General features: G+C 72.3%; 12 protein-coding genes, 1 tRNA gene and 1 pseudogene. 6 read left to right on the top strand and 8 right to left on the bottom strand.

Features of this window, described 5'->3' with window-relative positions; all coding sequences use genetic code 11:
- Positions 1-334 precede the first annotated feature (334 nt).
- Together H180DRAFT_RS02970 and H180DRAFT_RS02965 are read right to left on the bottom strand one after the other, a co-directional pair.
- Complete coding sequence (locus H180DRAFT_RS02970; protein WP_055484318.1) at positions 335-2,923, bottom strand: ABC transporter permease; 2,589 nt, start codon at positions 2,921-2,923, stop codon at positions 335-337.
- On the bottom strand, positions 2,920-3,873 hold the full coding sequence (locus H180DRAFT_RS02965; protein ID WP_079099784.1) for an ABC transporter ATP-binding protein: 954 nt from the start codon (positions 3,871-3,873) through the stop codon (positions 2,920-2,922). Before H180DRAFT_RS02965 ends, H180DRAFT_RS02970 begins: the two co-directional genes overlap by 4 nt.
- 484 nt (positions 3,874-4,357) lie before the next feature.
- Between H180DRAFT_RS02965 and H180DRAFT_RS02960 the strand changes: the two genes are divergently transcribed.
- A complete protein-coding gene (locus H180DRAFT_RS02960) occupies positions 4,358-4,807 on the top strand; it encodes a DUF485 domain-containing protein (protein WP_055484317.1) in 450 nt (149 codons plus the stop codon).
- Positions 4,804-6,420 (top strand): sodium/solute symporter, encoded by a 1,617-nt coding sequence (locus H180DRAFT_RS02955; RefSeq protein WP_055484316.1) that lies wholly within the window; start codon positions 4,804-4,806, stop codon positions 6,418-6,420. The genes H180DRAFT_RS02960 and H180DRAFT_RS02955 overlap by 4 nt, the downstream gene beginning before the upstream one ends.
- Positions 6,421-6,654: 234 nt before the next feature.
- Here the strand turns inward: H180DRAFT_RS02955 and H180DRAFT_RS02950 are convergent, their stop codons facing one another.
- The 5 genes from H180DRAFT_RS02950 to H180DRAFT_RS02930 all read right to left on the bottom strand — a co-directional run bounded on the left by H180DRAFT_RS02950 (position 6,655) and on the right by H180DRAFT_RS02930 (position 13,782).
- Positions 6,655-7,677, bottom strand: coding sequence for a hypothetical protein (locus H180DRAFT_RS02950; protein ID WP_074466573.1), 1,023 nt, complete (start codon positions 7,675-7,677; stop codon positions 6,655-6,657).
- A gap of 460 nt (positions 7,678-8,137) precedes the next feature.
- Entirely contained in the window at positions 8,138-8,692 is a 555-nt protein-coding gene (locus tag H180DRAFT_RS02945) for a GNAT family N-acetyltransferase (RefSeq protein ID WP_055484315.1), read from the bottom strand.
- A 275-nt stretch (positions 8,693-8,967) separates the two neighbouring features.
- Positions 8,968-11,631 (bottom strand): SUKH-4 family immunity protein, encoded by a 2,664-nt coding sequence (locus H180DRAFT_RS02940; protein ID WP_055484314.1) that lies wholly within the window; start codon positions 11,629-11,631, stop codon positions 8,968-8,970.
- A gap of 33 nt (positions 11,632-11,664) precedes the next feature.
- Positions 11,665-12,723: an SMI1/KNR4 family protein gene (locus tag H180DRAFT_RS02935; RefSeq protein ID WP_079099782.1), complete on the bottom strand. Its 1,059-nt coding sequence runs from the start codon at positions 12,721-12,723 to the stop codon at positions 11,665-11,667.
- Between the two features lie 288 nt (positions 12,724-13,011).
- Positions 13,012-13,782, bottom strand: coding sequence for a hypothetical protein (locus H180DRAFT_RS02930; protein ID WP_055484312.1), 771 nt, complete (start codon positions 13,780-13,782; stop codon positions 13,012-13,014).
- 299 nt (positions 13,783-14,081) lie between these two features.
- On the opposite strand from H180DRAFT_RS02930, the gene H180DRAFT_RS02925 reads away from it, so the two are divergent.
- Together H180DRAFT_RS02925 and H180DRAFT_RS02920 are read left to right on the top strand one after the other, a co-directional pair.
- The gene (locus tag H180DRAFT_RS02925) at positions 14,082-14,744 is read left to right on the top strand and encodes a YwqJ-related putative deaminase (protein ID WP_079099781.1); all 663 of its coding nucleotides are present in this window, start codon (positions 14,082-14,084) and stop codon (positions 14,742-14,744) included.
- Positions 14,669-15,235: pseudogene (locus H180DRAFT_RS02920) on the top strand (SUKH-3 domain-containing protein); the annotation flags it as partial. The gene H180DRAFT_RS02925 and the pseudogene H180DRAFT_RS02920, both read left to right, overlap by 76 nt.
- Positions 15,236-15,591: 356 nt before the next feature.
- On the opposite strand, the gene H180DRAFT_RS02915 reads toward H180DRAFT_RS02920, so the two are convergent.
- Positions 15,592-17,097 (bottom strand): histidine kinase, encoded by a 1,506-nt coding sequence (locus H180DRAFT_RS02915; protein WP_055484311.1) that lies wholly within the window; start codon positions 17,095-17,097, stop codon positions 15,592-15,594.
- Positions 17,098-17,295: 198 nt separating this feature from the next.
- Between H180DRAFT_RS02915 and H180DRAFT_RS02910 the strand changes: the two genes are divergently transcribed.
- Both H180DRAFT_RS02910 and H180DRAFT_RS02905 read left to right on the top strand, forming a co-directional pair.
- Positions 17,296-17,991, top strand: a complete 696-nt coding sequence (locus H180DRAFT_RS02910) for a glycine--tRNA ligase (RefSeq protein ID WP_055484310.1) — start codon at positions 17,296-17,298, stop codon at positions 17,989-17,991.
- Positions 17,992-17,996: 5 nt separating this feature from the next.
- Positions 17,997-18,067 (top strand) — tRNA-Gln (locus H180DRAFT_RS02905).
- Positions 18,068-18,171 lie beyond the last annotated feature (104 nt).

The raw sequence follows: 18,171 nt of genomic DNA, 5'->3' as shown, positions 1-18,171 counted from the left end.
ATATGGGAAGAAACGCATGAAACACGGGCAATCCGATCAGCGTCGCGCCATCGCCGTAGCGGCGCCCCTCCCCTGCCCCGCGGCGGACCAGCTCCAGTGACGGCCGGTGATGAGGCGACGAGGTGACGGTGCCCGGGAAGGGGTCGGTGACGACGACACCCCGGCTCCGGCCGGGAACGGAAGGAGCCGGTGCCCGCAGGGCCGTTGACGAGCCGGGGGCCGAGCCCGCGCGGAGCCGAGGCCGAGCCCGCGCGGAGCCGAGGCCGAGCAGGCGCGGCGCCGTCGGAGGCCGGGGCCGAGCCGAAGCCCGGCCCCGGCCCCGGCCCCGTCCGCGTCATTCCGTCGCGATCGCGTTCAGCACGTTCATCCGGCCGGCCCGGAACGCCGGGACCAGCGCCGCCACCAGGCCCACCAGGGCCGAGCCGACGAAGACGGCACCGATCGTCGGCCAGGGGATCTCCAGAACGTTCAGCCCCTCCAGCGCCAGCAGCTTCTGCGCGGCCGCGCCCCAGCACATTCCCAGGCCGAGCCCGAGCATGGCGCCGAAGAGCGCGATGACGACCGACTCCAGGCGGATCATGCGCCGCAGCTGACGCCGCGCGAGGCCGATGGCCCTCATCAGGCCGATCTCGCGGGTGCGTTCGACGACGGAGAGCGCGAGCGTGTTCACCACCCCCAGCACCGCCACGATGATCGCCAGCGCCAGCAGCCCGTAGACCATGTTGAGCATCTGCCCCACCTGGTCCTGCAGGGTCTCCTTGAAGTCGGCCTGGTCGCGCACCTGATACTGCGGGTAGGGCTTCAGCTCCTTCTTCAGCGCCGCGTAGGCGGCGTCCTCCTCGCCGTTCTGCGCCGACCCGAACATCATCACGGTGGGCGGCACCCGGTCCTCGGGGAGATGGCGTCGCGCGGTGTCGATGGCGGTGTACATGGCGCCCTTGTCGACGCCGGTCTCCTCCTTGGTGACCGCGGCGACGGTGAGCTTCGCCGTGCGGCCGTCCGCGAAGGCGACTTTCAGCTCGTCGCCGGTGCTGACGCCGTGTTCCTTCGCGTAGGTCGCGCCGACCGACATGGAGTCGCGGCTGTACGCCCCGCTCAGGTCGCCGGACTGCACCTCACGGCGCAGGTCCTTCATGTACGAGGGGTCCGTCGCGACGAGCTGCTCGTTCCCCGCCTTGCCGTCCGGAGTGGTGATGCGGGCGGCGACCATCTTGTAGGACGTCACCGTCTTCAGGGACTTCGAAGCCTTCAGCTTCTTCTCCACGGCGGGAGTGATCGGCTGGCCGGTGTCGGACTGGACGATGAAGTCCGCGCCGACGGAGCGGTCCAGCTCCCGCGTCGCCGAGGCGACCATCGAGGAGCCCACGACCGACAGCGACGCGACGAGCGCCAGCCCGATCATCAGGGCCGCGGCGGTGGCGCCCGTACGGCGGGGGTTGCGCAGCGCGTTCCGCTCGGCCAGGCGTCCCACCCGGCCGCCGAACGGCCGCAGCGTCACGACCGACAGCACCCGCACCAGCACACCCGCGAGGACCGGCCCGAAGACGACGAACCCGACCAGCGTGAGAACGACGCCCGCACCGAGGTACACCGACCCCTGGTCCGCCTTCTCCGCCTGCGTCGCCGCGTACAGGCAGGCGCCGCCGCCGCCCGTGAGCAGGATGCCCAGGACCGCGCGCACCGCTCCCGCCCTGCCGTCCGCGGGGGTGCCCGCGTCCCGCAGGGCCGCCATCGGGGAGACCCGGCCGGCGCGGCGGGCCGGGAGATACGCCGCGAGCACCGTGACCAGGACGCCCAGGACGAGCCCGGTGACGGGCGTGGTCCACGCGATGGTCAGCTCGGACGTGCTCAGGTTCATGCCGAGCAGGCCCATGAGCTCCATCAGCCCCACCGCCAGGCCCACTCCGGCTCCGACGCCCAGCACGGAACCCACGACGCCCAGCAGCAACGCCTCGATCAGCACCGACCTGTTGACCTGCCGGCGGCTCGACCCGATGGCCCTCATCAGGCCGATCTCACGAGTGCGCTGCGCGACCAGCATCGAGAAGGTGTTGACGATGAGGAAGATGCCCACCAGCAGCGCGATGCCCGCGAAGCCGAGCAGGGCGTACTTCATCACGTCCAGGAAGGAGGCGACCTCCTCCCGGCCGGAGTCCGCGGCCTCCTTCTGGGTCTGGTACTTGTACTCGCCCGCCCCCAGCGCCGCGGTCACGTTCTTCTTCAACAGGGCATGCGTGACGCCCTGTTCGGCGGTGACCGCGATGCCCGTGTACGAGCCGGTGCCGCCGAGCAGCTGCCGCTGGGCGGTCCCGGTGTCGAAGTAGACGATCGCGGCACCCGGGTTGGTGACCTGGAACGTGGCGATACCGGAGATCCGTGCGGAGAAGTCGCCGGTGGCGGCGATGGTCCGCAACTCGTCGCCGATCTTCAGCCCGCGCTTCTCGGCGGTGTCCGCGTCGACCATGACCTCGGACGCATCGCGCGGGGCGTGCCCCGAGGTGACCTTCATCGTCCTGCGGTCGTCAGACGTCCAGTTGGCGGCGATGGTGGGCGCGCCGGTGGTGGAGCCGATGTTCTTGTCGTCGCCGTCGACGACGGTGACCTGCTCGCTGGAGACGACGCCTTCCACGGACTCGGCGCCCTCCGCCTCCCGCGCCTTCTCCAGCGCCGACGCCGGCAGGGTGCGCGGCGTGGCCGGGCGGGGGCCCTGGCCGCCCCCGCCGCCACCGCCGGCCTTCTTCGGACTGACGGTCACGTCGGCCGCGGTGGAGGCGAAGAGCCGGTCGAAGGTGGTGTTCATGGTGTCGGTGAAGACCAGCGTTCCGCACACGAACGCCACGGACAGCAGAACGGCGACGGCGCTGAGTGCCATCCGCCCCTTGTGCGCGAAGAAGTTGCGCAGCGATGCCTTGAACACGGTCACGGCCGGCTCCCGTTGGCGCCGAAGGGATCGAAGCCGGCACCGCGTGCACTGCCGTCCGCCCGGTCCTCGAGGACGTCGTCGAAGTCGCCGAACGCCTCCAGCCCCTCCGGGGTGCGGTGCCCGGCCGGGCCCGCGGCGGGGGCCGCACCCGGCTGTGCGACCGCCTCCGGGTCGGTGCTCTCCGCGAGGCGCAGCATCTTGTCCAGCACGGCCTCGGCGGTCGGCCGGTACATCTCGTCGACGATGCGCCCGTCGGCGAGATACAGCACGCGGTCCGCGTACGCGGCGGCCACCGGGTCGTGCGTGACCATCACGATGGTCTGCCTCAGCTCGTCCACGGAACGGCGCAGGAACCCCAGCATCTCGGCGCCCGCACGGGAGTCGAGGTTGCCGGTCGGCTCGTCACCGAAGATGATCTCGGGGCGTGCCGCCAGCGCACGTGCGACGGCGACCCGCTGCTGCTGTCCGCCGGAGAGCTGTGTCGGCCTGTGCTTGAGGCGCTCCTCGAGCCCGACGGTCGCGATGACCGTCTGCAGCCACTCCTTGTCCGGCTTGCGGCCCGCGATGTCCATGGGAAGGGTGATGTTCTCCAGGGCGTTGAGCGTCGGAAGCAGGTTGTACGCCTGGAAGATGAAGCCGATCCGGTCCCGCCGCAGCTTCGTCAGCTTCTTGTCCTTCAGGCCCGTGATCTCCTGCTCGCCGATCCGGATGCGCCCCTCGCTGACCGAGTCCAGGCCGGCCAGGCAGTGCATCAGCGTCGACTTGCCGGAACCCGAGGGCCCCATGATCGCGGTGAACGCGCCACGCGCTATGTCCACGTCGACGTGGTCGAGTGCGACGACCCGCGTCTCGCCCGACCCGTACGCCTTGACCAGCCCGCGGGCGGATGCCGCAACGGCCGCATGCGCCCCGCTGCCCCCGCTCCTTGGGTCCGCTACAGCCGTTGTCATGGTGTGTGTTCCTCTCCCCGTCCGGTGCTCCCGGCGGTTCCCGCCGTCGTGCGACCGCGCGGCGGCCTCGTGCCGCCGCGCACGTCGGTGAAGTTCTCCTGGAGTGTCCCGGCGCGCGGACGCGCGCCGCGATGGTGCCCGTGCCTCTTCCGGAGCGGGGGTCTGCCCCACCCTGCCAGGCGACGGATGCCGCCGAAGCCGGCCCCGACCGGCCGGGCCGGTCAGGCGCCCCGCCGACTCCGTGAGAGGAGCCTATGCACCGCGAGCGGCGCCCTCGTCCTGCTCCAGGACGATTCCGCAGGGCCGGGTCCGGGCGGAGCGACCCTTAGGGGTGCGGAGGCGGCACCGCGACGGAGCCATGACCTTCAGTGACGATGCTGGAAATGTGACAGATTTCCGTACGGCCCTTCCTACGAACCGACACTCGCCAGTAACGTGCGGTCAACCTCGGGCGTTTCGGCCCCGTACGGGAGGGGAGGCGCGCATGGCCCGCAGCCGCGGCGAACAGCGTGGGTTCTTCGACGACTACGGAGCGTATCCGCCCTCACCCTCACATCCACCCCGTCCGGCCCACCCCCCACGCCCCTCGTACGGCCCGCCACCGGCCCACGCCCCGACCGTCCCGGCCCGCGCCGACACCGAACTCCGACGGCTGCGCGGCGCCTACAAGTGGCTGCGCCGCAGCATGACCGTGGCCGTCCTCGGCTACTTCACCGTCTACCTCGCCATGACCGCATACCTGCCCGGGCTCATGACACAGTCCGTGTTCGGCGCCGTGAACCTCGGCGTCCTCCTCGGACTGCTGCTGCTCCCCATCACCCTGCTGACGGTCCTCACCTACGAGCTCTTCGCCCGCGTCACCGTCGACCCCATGTCGCACAGAGTGCGCATCGCCGACGAGGAACGGCGCGAGAGCGAGGAGGAAGGCGGGTGAACCCGGACTCCGTGGACGCCGGTTCGCAGTCCCTCTCCTTCGCGATCTTCGCCGCTCTGGTCAGCGTCACGCTGCTGCTGTGCATCATGACGAGCGCCGAACGCGACGACCTCGACGAGTTCTACACGGGTTTCCGCACCCTGGCCCCGCTGCGCAACGGCCTCGCCATCGCCGGCGACTACATCTCCGCCGCCACCGTCCTGTCCACGATCGGCATCATCGCGCTCGCGGGGTTCGACGGGCTGCTGCTCGCCCTGGGCACCGCACTGTCGCTGCTGCTGCTGATGGTTCTGCTGGCCGAACCCCTGCGCAACGCCGGCCGGTTCACGATGGGCGACGCCCTCACCCACCGAGGCTCCAGCCGCCCCGTACGCCTCGCCGCGAGCGCCGTCACCCTGGCCTCGCTGCTGCCCCTGATGGTCTTCCAGCTCTCCGGCGCCGGCCATCTCGTCACGCTCGTGCTGGGCTTCGAGGGCTCCTCCGTCCGTACGGTGACGATCGTCGCCCTCGGTGGACTGATGATCGGCTACGCGGCGATCGGCGGGATGAAGGGCACCGCGCTCATCCACATCATCAAACTGGTGGTGCTCTTCGGCGCATCGCTGATGCTCGCGCTGCTCGTCATGGACAAGGTCGGCTGGAACCCCTCACAACTCGTCACCCTCGCCAATGCCGGCAGCGGAGGCGGCTCCGCGTACGCACGCTCCGGGCTGCTGATCGAACCCACCACCATCGGCAAGGCCGACCTGGTCGCCAGTTCGCTGACCGTCGTCTTCGGCGCCGCCTGTCTGCCCCATGTGACGATGCGCATGTACACCGCCCGGAACGCACCCGAGATCCGGCGTGCGATGTCGTACGCCGTCATGATCATGGCGGTCTTCGCGCTGCTCGTCGCGGTCATAGGCGCCGGCGCCACGGCACTCCTCGGCCGCGAAGTCCTCGCGGCGGGCGGCCCGGAGGGCAGTACGGCGATCCTCCAGCTGGCCCGCGCGATCCTCGCCGACTCGGCCGCCCTCTCCACGTTCGTCTTCACCACCGTCTCGACGGCGGTCTTCCTCACGCTGCTCTCGTCCGTCGCCGGAATGATCCTCGCCTGCGGCAACTCGCTCGCGCACGACCTGTACGCGCACGTGCTGGCCCGCGGCGGCGAACCCCCGCAACGGCGCGAACTGCTCGTCGCGCGGGTCGCCGCCTTCGCCGTCGGCGCACCCGCCATCGCGATGGCCGTACTCGTCCAGGACAGGGGGCTGCGGGCGCTGATCATCCTGTCCTTCAGCATCGCGGGGTCCGCCATCGCACCGGCGCTGGTCTACAGCCTCTTCTGGCGGCGCTTCACCCGCGCCGGGCTGGTGGCGACGCTCGTCGGCGGCACCGCCACGGCGATCGTGGTGACGGCCTTCTCCACGACCGTCTCGGGCACGTCGCAGTCCCTCTTCCCCGAAAGGGACTTCGACGTCTTCCCCCTCATCACCAGCGGCATGATCAGCGTTCCCGTGGGCTTCTTCCTGGGCTGGGCGGTCACCTTCCTCGGCGGCCGGCGCGCACGGATGCGCGCTCGCACCGAGTACCTGGCCGCAGAGGCACGGCTGCTCGCCGGGGCGAGGCGCCCCTGAGGGCGCCCGATTCGCGCCCCGCCCCGCGGTCCGCCAAAGTGAGCGCCGCGGGGCGGGAGTTCGCAGTTCGGCGCGGGGCGGTCGGAGCGCGGGCTCGGTGCGCGGGTCCGGTGCGCGGGCTCGGAGTCCCGTGCTGCCGGAGTGAGTGCTGTCGGTCCGGCGTGTGGAACCCGGGCCACGGCACGGCACACCCGCCCTCGCGGGCCCCGCAACCCGCAACCGTAGGGCGGGCGTTCAGTGTCCGCGGCCCCGGACCTGCCCCGGAACGGTGACCACCTCGGACGGTGCGGACTCCTCAGCGGACGCCGCATCCGGCCCGTTGCCCCCGCCGGGCCCCGCGTCCCCCGCCTGCTGCTCCGGACCCTCCTGCTGCTCGCCGCCGGGTGCGAACGTCCGTCCGGTCAGCGATGCCAACGTGCTGCGCACGCGCGCCATGTGCCGCCTCATCTCCGCCGCGCGCTCGGCGTGCTCCCACAGCACACGCTCCGTCTCCCGCTCGACGGCCTCCTCGCGCGCCCGCGCTCCCGCATGGAGCTTCGCACCCCGGGCCTGTGCCTCTTCCTGCCAGCGCCGTGCGTCCTCTTCCGCCTCCTCGCGTTCGCGCCGCACGGCCTCCATCAACTGCTCACCCCGATCCTTCAGTTCACCGACGTACGCCTCGACGGCCCGCTTCCGCTCCGTGAGTTCGCGTTCCGCCTCCTCCAACTCGGCAGCCTGGTCCCGCTCCTGTCCGGCCAGGGTCTCGGCACAGTGCACCTCCGTCTCCCGCAGCGCCTCCTCCGCCGCCCGGCGCGTCTCCTCCGCGGCCTCGCGCGCGGCCGCCTCCACGGCTTCCGCCTCGCTGCGCGCCGCCGCGAGGCTGCGGGCCGCCGCGGCGGCCGCTTCCCTCCGCAGCAGCTCCGCTTCCTCCTCCGCGGCCTCGCGGACCGCGCGAGCGTGCGACTCGGCCTCCTCCGCGGCTTGTTCCGCCTCCGTCTCCGCAGCCGCCCTCACATCGGCCGCCTCCGCCTCGGCCATCGACAGCATCCGGCGGGCCCGGCCGCCGAGCGACTCGTACGTCTGCGGCGGCAGCGATTCGGCAAGGCCCTTCAACCGCTCGGCCTCCGCGGCAAGTTCGCGCTCCCGCGCGGCGAGCCCGGCGATGTGTCTCCGGTGCTCCTCCCGCTGCCCGATCAGCCCGTCGACGGCCTTGTCGACCTGCTCGGGCCGGTATCCACGGCCCCTTACAACGGTGAACGCATGCGGCGACGCACCCATAGCGAGCCCCTTACCTCAGCAACACACTCAACGGCGGACGCACATCTTTCTCGATCCGAGCGAAGCGGTCATAACGCGACACTCCATACGAGCGCACCGTGAACGCGGCGCCGTGCCACACGGAGCGGGCAAGAGACGGGCCCGTTGCGGCCGGAATCGTGCGCGGCACCAGCGACGATGCCCGCACAGCAGGAATCCCGCCGCCCGTCACCTCACTGACGACGCGGACCATCCGTGCGGGTGACGGGCAGCGGGACGGGACGCCGCCGCGAAGAGTGAACGGAGCGGGCGCACGGGCGCGTTGGCCACACGGGCCGGCCATGTGTCAGCGCCCCTGCCGTAGACCTTGACCTTGACCTTGACCTCGATCTCGATCTCCGGCGAGTGTCGTCACCGGTTACAGGGACTCGGTGCAGGTGAGCGGGGTCAGCTCACCCCGGGGGCACTCACGGCCGGATGATCAGCGGCGGCGGCCGCACCCGCCTCTCGGCCGCTCCGCGGGCAAGATCGCGGTCGGCCGCCGGGGGTCGAGGTCACGCTGATGCCACGTGCCCGGCTTACCGCCGAGGTCGGCCGGGCCTGCCGGGCCGACAGGGACGAACCCGGCCTTGACCAGCACCCTCTGCGAAGCGGCGTTGTCGTGTGCGGTGGCCGCCCGCAGGGTGCGCAGCCCGTGGCGCGCCGCCGCCAGCCGGCACAGCTCCAGGACGGCCGCGGTCGCCACTCCGCGGCCGGCGACATGCTGCGCGACCCGGTAGCCGACTTCGGCGGCGCCGTCCTCCAAGTCGTACAGGTTGAACCGGCCCAGGACCGCACCGTCCCCCGCGACAAGCACATGGAAGGCGCAGACACCGGACTCCTGCTCGGCCAGCAGAGCGCTGTACCGGTCGGCGAACCGGTCGAAGAACTCGTCGCCGCGGTCGGGCACCGAGGCAGCGAAGTAGGCGCGATTCGCCAGCTCGAAGTCCAGGACCGCCGGGGCATGTCCGGCACACAGCCGCTCCAGCTCGGGCACGGCCGGACTGTACCGGGCCGGTGCGCCGGGGCCACCTGAATTTCCCCGGCGGCCCCGACTGCCCCCGGACCACAGCAGATCCGGTCAACGGGGTGGAGCATCAGCCCTGTACGCGCCCCGCCGGGACGGGCGGCCCCAGCGCGCACTCCACAGGCGGAGAGGCGGAGGAGGCCGCAACAGGCCGCGGACGGGCACGCAGCGGGACGTGCGCAAGCGCCGGCACACCCCGGGCTCTTCCTCGGGCCCGGGACGCCGGAACGCCGGGCGGGGACGCACTAGAACAGCCCGTCCCACATCTGTTCCAGCAGCACCGCCCACCAGTTCTCCGGGGAAGAGAACGCGGCCGGATCCAGCGCTGCCAGCTGTGCCTGGAAGTCGACCGTCCACCGCCCCGCCTGCTCCTGCGTGAGCCCGTACCGCAGCGGCCACATACGGCCGAGCAGCGCGAGCGCGCGCACGAACTCCGGCAGCCCCGTGCTGACGAACTGCGGCTGCGCGGGCTGCCCTTCGGGGCCGCCTTCCAGCGGCACCGCCACGATGTGCGCGGTGCCGTACTGGACGCACATCTGCCTGCCGAAGTCGTTGCCCACGACCAGATACGAGCCCGCGTCGGCGCCGGGCTGCACGCCCCTCTCCTGCGCCAGCTCGGCCAGTGTCGGCACGGGACGGCCCGGCTGGACCTGGCCCCAGAAGAACGGGCCGACGTCCACCGGCAGGCCGGCCCGCACCAGCGTCTGCCCCACGATGTCCGGAACGCCCTGCCGGGAGACGGAGTGCTGGTCGAAGCGGAAGACGGCCTGCGGACCGAACGCCTGCAACAGCTCCTGCCCTATGGCGTCCGGCGGCAGCGGCGGCACGGGCGGGATCTGGTGCTGCGGCGGCAGCGGCACACGGAACGGCGCGGGACGCGACGGGCCGTCCGCCACCTGGTGCAACTCGCCCTGGTGCTCCAGCAGATGGCGCATGCCCTGCTGACGTGAAGCGTGGTCACGCCCGTACGGCGCGGTGTGCGTCACACGGACCTGCGGCCAGGTCTCGCGGATCATGCGGGCGCAGTAACCGCCGGGCAGCTCACAGGACTCCAACTCCGTGTGCAGCTCCACCACTTGCTGCGGCGGCACGTTCATGTTGCGCAGCTCGTGCAGGATCTGCCACTCCGGGTGCGGGGTTCCGGGCGCGGAGCGCCTGATCAGCTGCTGCTCCGAGCCGTCGGGCGCGCGGTAGCGCAGCACCGCCATGTAACCGGGGCCCACGGTGGGCACGCCGGCGGGCTGCTGATGGCCGTACGCGGGCGGAGCGGCGCCGGGCATGCCGGGCGCCCCGGGCGGGGGACCGGCGGGCGGCCCCTGCTGCGGGAAGCCGTAACCCTGCGGCGGACCTCCGGGGGCCGCGGGAGCGGCCGGCGGCGGAGGCGGAGGCCCGGGCGGCGGGGGCGTGCCGGGACCGCTCTGCCCGGGCCCCGCAAGCATCGTCGCCGCATGATGCACACCTCCCCCGGAACCGGCGTCACCACCGCCGGCACCCGGACCCCCGGGCTGCCCCGGCGCGGGCGGCGGAGGCGGAGGCGTGCCGGGAGCCCCGGGAGGCGTGGCCTGGCCGGGAGCACCTGGTGGCGGGGGTGTGCCGGGGACTCCGGGCGGCGGAGGCGTGCCGGGACCGCCCTGCCCGGGCCCCGCAAGCATCGTCGCCGCATGATGCACACCTCCCCCGGAACCGGCGTCACCACCGCCGGCACCCGGACCCCCCGCCTGACCCGGCGCGGCATCGGCACCATCGGCACCGTCCCGCAGCCGGGCCACCTCGTCCGCGGAGACCATCTGCGTCGGCACGTAACCCCCGCCGGCTCCTCCGGCTGCGTCTCCACCCGCGCCGGGAGGCCTGGCTCCGGGTGTGCCGGGAGCACCGGGCGGCGGCGGTACGGACGGGCCGCTCCCCCGCGAGGGACCGGACCCGTCGGCAGCCGCTCTGCCCGTGTCGGCGTCGGCGCCGCCCGGCGTGCCGCCCGCCCCGGGAGGACCGGGAGGACCGGGAGGCGGCGGAGGTGCGCCGACGCCGGAGGGGCCGCCCAGCGAGGGGCCCACCAGCATCGTCGACGCATCGTGCACATCGCCCCCGGCACCGGAATCACCGCCGCCCGAACCCGGGGGCGGTGGGGGTGCGTCGGGCGGAAGGGGCGGTCGCGGCGGCACCGCGGAGCCCTGCCCCGGGCCCTGGGCCGAGCCGGGCGGCCGGCCCTGCTCGTGCCCCTGCTGGTCCGTGCCGTCCACCGCCGGGGAGACCGCCGTCCCCGGAAGAGGAGGGCCCTCGGGAATCAACTCCGTCCTGGCGTCCGCGGACCCCTCTCCGCCGGAGAGGGGCGGGGCGAAGACCGTGGCGGGAGGCAGCTGGGCCTCACCGCCGCCGGAGCTGCTGGTGTCCGCCGCGTCCCACGGGCTGACGCCTGCGGGCGGCGGCGCCGGGGCAGCCGCGGCACCGCCCGTGCCGGCCCCGCCTCCCGTGCCGGACGCCGCCCCCGTGCCGGCGCCCCGCCGGTCCGGGATGCCCATCTCGTCGGCGGCCTGCTGAAGCCAGTCCGGCGGCGTCAGCAGGAAGGACGTCGCCTCCAGATCCACACGCTGCTGGGCCGACGCACCGCGCTGAGAGGCCGCGGGCACGCCGGGCGAGCCGTACTCCTCCTCGTAGCGGCGGATGACCTCACCCACGGGCAGCGCCGGCCACAGCGTCGTCTCCCCGCTGTCCCGCGCTATCACCAGCCGCGCACGCGTCCCTTCCTCCCCGGACCCCAAGCCGGGCCCGGACCCGGACCCGGCGGGGGACTCCGCCCACGCCACGAAGCCCAGATCGAACTCCCGCACCCGCACCTCCCGGTGCCGGTCGGCGGGCACGTCGCCGTTGACCCAGCGCTCCGCGCGCTCCTGAGCCTGTGCGAAGGTCACCATCGCGCGCTCACTTCCCAACTCTCAACGAGGCCCTCACACCTGGACCGCACGTGCGAAACCGCCGTCCACCATCAGGTTCGCGACGGTCTCCAACTCCGGCGGGCTGCCCGCGAGCCGCAGCAGGAACTCGTCGAAGTCGGCGCCGCACGGCCGCAGAAGTCGCTCCGACCGCGTCTGCACGTCGAACCCGTCCTGGTCACGCGCGTCGTCGAAGGCGCAGAACCACACCGAACCGACGGCCTCGCCCTTGACCTTCACGGCGATCAGACCACCCTGCACGAAACCCACCCCGAGGAAATCCTTCGTGAAGTGGTCGCGCAGACACTTGTTGACGTACACGAGGTCGTTGACCGCCGCGTCCTCCCGCACCGTGAAGAACGGCTGGTCGACCAGCAGCCCCAACTCGGCGTCCAGCCCGACGCCGCGCGGCGCGCAGCCGCCCGCCGCCTTCAGGAACGCGCGGTAGGCGCCCGGCAGCCGGTACCCCAGACGCTCCTCCGCATCCAGCACCTGCGCCTCGGTCACCGCGACCGAATGCGGCACCTCGAAGTGCACCGGCCTGGTTTCCTGCAGCGGACGCGTGCCGCTCTTGGCGTGGTCGACTCTCGCGGTCGCCAGTCCACCGTGATGCCGCAGCAGCACCTTCACCTCGACGGGGATCAGCTCCATGCGGCGGCCGTACGCCACGTGATGCCACGTCCAGCCGTGCGGAGTCGCCACCGGAGACAGGTCCGCCCACAGCTCGTGACCCGCGGCGTGCAGCGCGGCGTTCGCCGACACGTAGTCCGTGAGCCGCAGTTCGTCACCGCCGAAGCCCTCCGGAGGCTCCGCGATCTCGGCCGCGGCACGCGCGTACGGGGAGAAGACGGGGAGGCCGTTCTCATCCACCCGGACCCCCGACGGATGCCGGGCGGCCCGCACCGGATCGGGAAAGTTCACCACCTGGCCGGCGTAGGCCCGGTTCGGCGGGGCGGTACTCCCCCCGGCCCCCGCCCCGGGAGTTCCCTGGGGGTCCCCCCGGCCGAGCGAGGGGGAGGAGCCAGCGGGAGGAGCGTGAGGCGGTGCGCCCGCCCCGGACCGGCCTGTCGTCATCGCGGAAGCCCCCTGCTGAACATCTGGCTGACGTGGGACAGCCTATGCGGTACGCCAACTGCGGGGCACCGGCGCCGGTATCGCGATCACCCCTCGCACACGACGGAACCGACCGGGCCCGCCGTGTGCGAGGGGCGGGCGCCGCCGGGCCACTCGGCGCCGCTCCGGCCGCCGGGACCGCCTGTCCCCCGGCTGCTTCCCGACCGGTTCCCTGCCGATGCCCGGACCGGTTTCCAAGCCGGGTCCGGCGCGCGCAAACCCTGCTGAGGGCTGTCCGCCGGGCACCGCCTAGTCGCCGGCCGCCTCCGTCAGCTTCTCGTGCTGCTTCTTCACCAGCGACTTGGCCACCGCCTGCGGCTCGTCCGACAGCGAGACCGACATGAACGACGCCGTGTTGCCGCCCGTGCGGACGATGGTGAAGACCGTCGGAGAGTCCTTCCCCTTCACGTCCTCCATCGTGAAACGGACCGAATCGTCACCGACGCCTACCGACCCGACCCGCTTGATCCGCAGCTGCGTCCTCTCCCCCGTACCGATCTTCCCCGCGAACGAACCGCACTCGCTCAAAGCCTTCTTCAGATCCCCGAACCACTTCACGGCACCCCCGTCGCCGTACGAGGAGAGCAGCACCTGCTGAACCGCACCGCCCGTACTGAGTGAACCTTTCATCAGCACACCACTGGCGAACGCCTCGCGCTCACGCTCCGGCTGGGAATCCACCACATCGGTGATCGGGGAACACCGGGGATCCTCCGACTCGATCGAGCCCTGGCCCTCCAGCGCGTCCTCCTTGTTGCGCTGCGCCCGATACCCCTTCACATCACCGGTCTTGAGCAGCGCCTCGTTCAACTGCTTCTCGTCCAGCGGCGGCACACCACTGCCGGCGCCGTCGCCACCCTCCTCCGCTCCCCCGCCGCCGGAACCCCCGGACTGCCGGCCCCGGTTGTCCTCCTTCTTCGCCGCACCGCCACCCTCGTCACCCCCGCCACTGCAGGCCACAGCCGTCACAGCGAGCACCGGCACAACCACCGCCACCCCCAGCGCACGGCGGACACGCACACCGAGGTGACTCCCCCTGCGACCACACGTGCGACTGTGTCGGTCACCATCACTGCGACCACGAAGAGAGGTGCGGCCCATCACGGAACTCCTGCCTCGGAAAAACGACGCACGCCAGATGCCCACCCCACTATTCCCGGTCAACCAGCCCCGATTCACCCCACCCCGGAAACCATCACATCCCCCTGACATGCCCACTGGCATGATCGACTCTCCCCCCACACTGCATACTTGGCCCGTCACACAGCACACACCACGACACAAACGGCAGAAGGGTCCGTGCGGGGAGGAACCACCACATGAACACCGCATCGCTGAATTCCCCGGCGTCCACACCGGCAACACCGGCAACACCGCCCACGTCTGCGACGCCCGCGCCCACGGCAACAGGCGCCGCAGCGGCCCCCGGAGCGGCCACGCCCACCGCACCGGCCACGAATCACACCCCCGACGACCCCCGCGTCGGATGGACCGCCGCACCCGACAACACCACACCCCCGCTCCACGAACGCCGCGACGGCATCCTCCCCGCAGTCGCCGCCGCCCTGTCCGTACGCGGCCGCACCCTCACCTCCACCGGCAACAAGGGCGACCAGCCCCCCGCACCCCACCCCCTCGTGCAGGACTTCCTCGACACCCTCACCACCGAACACCGCGCACGCCACACCGGCCGCTGCCCCGAAACGGTCCTGCTCTCCCGCTACCTCACGACCACCGAGAACGCCCGCGCCGCCAAACGCGGCAACCGCCGCACAGGCAACGCCAAACCCCGCGCCCTCACCCACAGCGAAGCCAAACGCGCCCTCAAGCACGCCAAACTCACCGCCCGCCACATCCGCGAGGACGGCGACCCCCTGCACGGCCGCTACGCACCCCCTTGCCGGGCATGCAGCGCACTCCTCACCCACTTCGGCGTACGCCCCGTCGACCCCGGAACCACCGGCGAAAAGGCACCCCGGTGAACCGCCCCCCGCACCAGCGCACCTCCACCACCCGCTTCCCCGTCGCCGTCGACGACGCCCTGCGCAACGCAGGCTGGAAACCCGGACGATGGGACATCCGCCAGGCCGAGGAATGGGCCGACGCCCTCCGCGGCCACATCTCACCCGGCGGCCACCGGCACGCCATCGTCCCCGCCGCCGTCGAAGTCTGGGCCGAATTCGGCAACCTGCCCATCGCCCCCACCGGACCCGGCCGCAACATCGCCCCGGCCAGCGTGCACATCGACCCCATGCACGCCCTCCACGCCGCCCGCACCCTCGCCGACCTCGGCCGCGCCCTGCGCACCCGGATCTGCCCACTCGGCACCGACGGAGCCGACGCCGCCCTCCTCGCCATCGACACCGAGGCACGCGTCTACAGCCTCGACCACACCGGCGACTGGTACCTCGGCCAGGACTTCGACACCGCCCTCGCCGCGCTCCTCACCGGCACCCGCCCCGAACGCCTCACCAGACCGCTCGACGCCGCGACAGGCACGGGCACCGCCGCCGACCCCGGCACGGGCGCGGCCACCGCCGCACGCACACGCACCGGCTCCCCGGCCCGCCCCGGCCCGGACCCCTCGTCCACCGTCTCCGGAACGGTCCACACCGCCCGCCCACGCGGACCCCGCTGACCTCCCGGCCTGCACAGCACCCGGAGCCGCGCACCGCCCGGCCCCGCACCCCTCGCGCCGGCTGGACGCACACCGCCCGGAGCCGACCGCACACACCCCGCGCGCCGCCACGGCCCCCGCACAGGGAACCCCGCCGCGGCCCCTCCGCGGCAGCCCCACCGCGGGCGTCCACCGCAGGCCACCGCAGGCCTCTACCGCGAAGCCGCCCCGTCCGGCCCCACTGCCTGCGGCCTTCCGACCGGAATCACCGCCGACACCCGGAAACCCCCCACATCGGTCGGCCCCGACACGAACCCCCCGCCGAGCGCCGTCACCCGCTCCTTCATCCCCACAAGCCCGTTGCCACCGCTCGGCAACTCCGCACCGGCCGCACCGGCACCGTCCGCCGGCCGCTCGTTCTCCACCTGAACCGCGACCTCACCCTCGCGATGCGCCAGCCGCACCCTCGTACGAGCACCCGCCGCATGCTTGTGCACGTTCGTCAGCGCCTCCTGCACCACACGGAACGCCGTCTGCTCCACACCCGCCCCGTAATCACCCGGCGAACCGTCCACCGAGAAATCCACGGACATCCCCGTCTCCCGCGACTGCCCCACCAGGGCATCCAGCTCCGACAGACACGGCCCCTCGCCGGCAGACCGCCCCTCGGCCGAGACGTCTCCCGCACCGGAAGCACCCCCCGCAACCGCGACCGCGGCCTCCCCCGCCGCCGAGCCCGCACCCGCGGCGCCTTCACCCGAGGCCTGTCGCGGCACACCCTCACGCCCCCGCTCACCCGGACCGCCCTTCGCCGACCCCGCGGCAGCCGCCGCGAACTCGGCCAGCCGCACCGACGCACCCCCGGCACCCGCATCCCGCACACCGGCATCCCGCGAACGCTCCGGCGAACGCAGCACCCCGAGCATCGTCCGCAGCTCCGTCAGCGCCTGCCGGCCCATGTCGCCCACCAGCGCCGCGTTCTTCGACGCCTTCTCCGGATCCTTCAGCGCCACCGCCTGCAACGCCGCCGCATGCACCACCATCAGACTCACCCGGTGCGCCACCACGTCGTGCATCTCCCGGGCGATGCGCGTGCGCTCCTCGCTGCGCGCCCATTCCGCGCGCTCCTCCGCCCGGTCCGCGAGCAGCGCCAACTCCCGCTCCAGGCCGTCCGCGCGCTCCCGCAGCGACTCCACGAGGCGGCGGCGGGCACCCACGTACAGACCCGTCAGCACCGGCGGCGTCGTCAGCCCGATCGCCACCAGGACGGACATCAGCGGAATGAACCACGCCGGAGGGTCGAACCCGGGGTCCTGGCCGATGCTCTGGTGCATCCGCACGATCGTGATGATCACGACGGCTGCCGCCTGCATCCCCGTGAGCAGCACCGTGACCCGGCGCGGCACGTCCGCGGCGACCGCCAGGCTGTAGAGACCGACGAAGCCGAGCAGAAAGCCCATCTCCGCCGGTGTCAGCGCGATGGCCACCAGCACCACGGCGATCGGCCAGCGCCGCCGGAGCACCAGCGTCGACCCGGCCACCAGCCCCAGAACCACGCCGGAAGCCGCGGGCAACCCGGCCTCACCTGCGAAGTCGACACCCTGGACCGCGCACTCCACGGCAGAAACCAGGCCGAGCGAGATGTCCAGCGCGGCGCTCCGCCGGCGCTTCCACCACCATGGTCCGCCGACGGTCCGCCTCTCCCCCGTCTCGGTCATACGGACCAGCGTACGACCGGGCGCCAACCAGTTTTCCGGCTCGTGAAGGAACCGACGATTCCGTAGCGGGACCTGCATGTTCCGGTTAACAGCAACCACCGTCCCGACGCGCAACGGAAACGCCCGTTCCCTACTCGAACTGGTGAATAGTCCCTCGTTCTCGCACACTCTGCCACCCTCCGGGCGGAAGCTGCCGTCATGGTGCAGGCAAAGACCGAACTGAAGGCCCGCGCACGGGAACTGCGACGAGCGGGCAGGACGTACGACGAGATCGTGGCCGAACTGGGAGTCTCGAAGAGCTCGGTGTCGCTGTGGGTGCGGGACCTGCCGACGCCGCGACGCTCCGTCGAGCGCGCGCGGAGAATGGCCGAGGCCAGATGGAGCCCGTTCCGGCAGGAGCGGGACCTGGCCCGCAGGCAGGCCATCGAGAGGGCAAGGCAGGATGTCGGGCCCCTGAGCGAGCGGGACCTGTTCCTGCTGGGCGTGGGCCTGTACTGGGCGGAGGGAACGAAGAGCAAGCCGTACCGGCTCAGCGAAGCCGTCACGTTCGTCAACAGCGACCCGGACATGATCAGGGTCTACCTGGCATGGCTGAAGCTGGTCGGGGTCGCACCCGAACGCCTGCGCTTCTCGGTGATGATCCATGAGTCGGCCGACGTCGAAGGGGCCGAGCGCTACTGGGCCGAACTCGTCGGCAGGGACATCACAGACCTCGGCAAGACCACCCTCAAGCGGCACAACCCGAAGACGGTGCGCAAGAATGTGGGAGCCGACTACCGGGGCTGCCTTGTGGTCCGGGTCCTTCAAGGCGCTGATCTGTATCGTCGCATCGAAGGCTGGTGGTCGGGCATAGTATGTGGAGTCCGAGACCCCCAAAGGGTGAATCGGGCATAAGTCAATCCCGGGTCGACTAAGGGCAAGTCCTTGGATTTTGGATCCAATGATGGGGGTTCGAATCCTCCCCCGGGAGCTCGAAGTTCGATTACCGGGCTCTGGCCGCTGCAAGGCCGGGGCCCGCTCTCGTGTCCGGATCCGGGCACCCTCGCAACCCACCGGTATCCTGCGGGTGTTCCC

Origin of the sequence: Streptomyces sp. WMMB 322 (assembly GCF_900090145.1) — a bacterium.
In the GTDB taxonomy this organism is placed as follows: domain Bacteria; phylum Actinomycetota; class Actinomycetes; order Streptomycetales; family Streptomycetaceae; genus Streptomyces.
The sequence above is the reverse complement of the archived record's forward strand: the minus strand, read 5'-3'. Positions and strand labels throughout refer to the sequence as shown.

Bases quoted from the DNA above. Each gene is read 5' to 3' on its own strand.
- H180DRAFT_RS02965 (WP_079099784.1), bottom strand. From the start codon at position 3,873: ATGACAACGGCTGTAGCGGACCCAAGGAGCGGGGGCAGCGGGGCGCAT.
- H180DRAFT_RS02960 (WP_055484317.1), top strand. From the start codon at position 4,358: ATGGCCCGCAGCCGCGGCGAACAGCGTGGGTTCTTCGACGACTACGGA.
- H180DRAFT_RS02950 (WP_074466573.1), bottom strand. From the start codon at position 7,677: ATGGGTGCGTCGCCGCATGCGTTCACCGTTGTAAGGGGCCGTGGATAC.
- H180DRAFT_RS02940 (WP_055484314.1), bottom strand. From the start codon at position 11,631: ATGGTGACCTTCGCACAGGCTCAGGAGCGCGCGGAGCGCTGGGTCAAC.
- H180DRAFT_RS02935 (WP_079099782.1), bottom strand. From the start codon at position 12,723: ATGACGACAGGCCGGTCCGGGGCGGGCGCACCGCCTCACGCTCCTCCC.
- H180DRAFT_RS02925 (WP_079099781.1), top strand. From the start codon at position 14,082: ATGAACACCGCATCGCTGAATTCCCCGGCGTCCACACCGGCAACACCG.
- H180DRAFT_RS02915 (WP_055484311.1), bottom strand. From the start codon at position 17,097: ATGACCGAGACGGGGGAGAGGCGGACCGTCGGCGGACCATGGTGGTGG.
- H180DRAFT_RS02910 (WP_055484310.1), top strand. From the start codon at position 17,296: ATGGTGCAGGCAAAGACCGAACTGAAGGCCCGCGCACGGGAACTGCGA.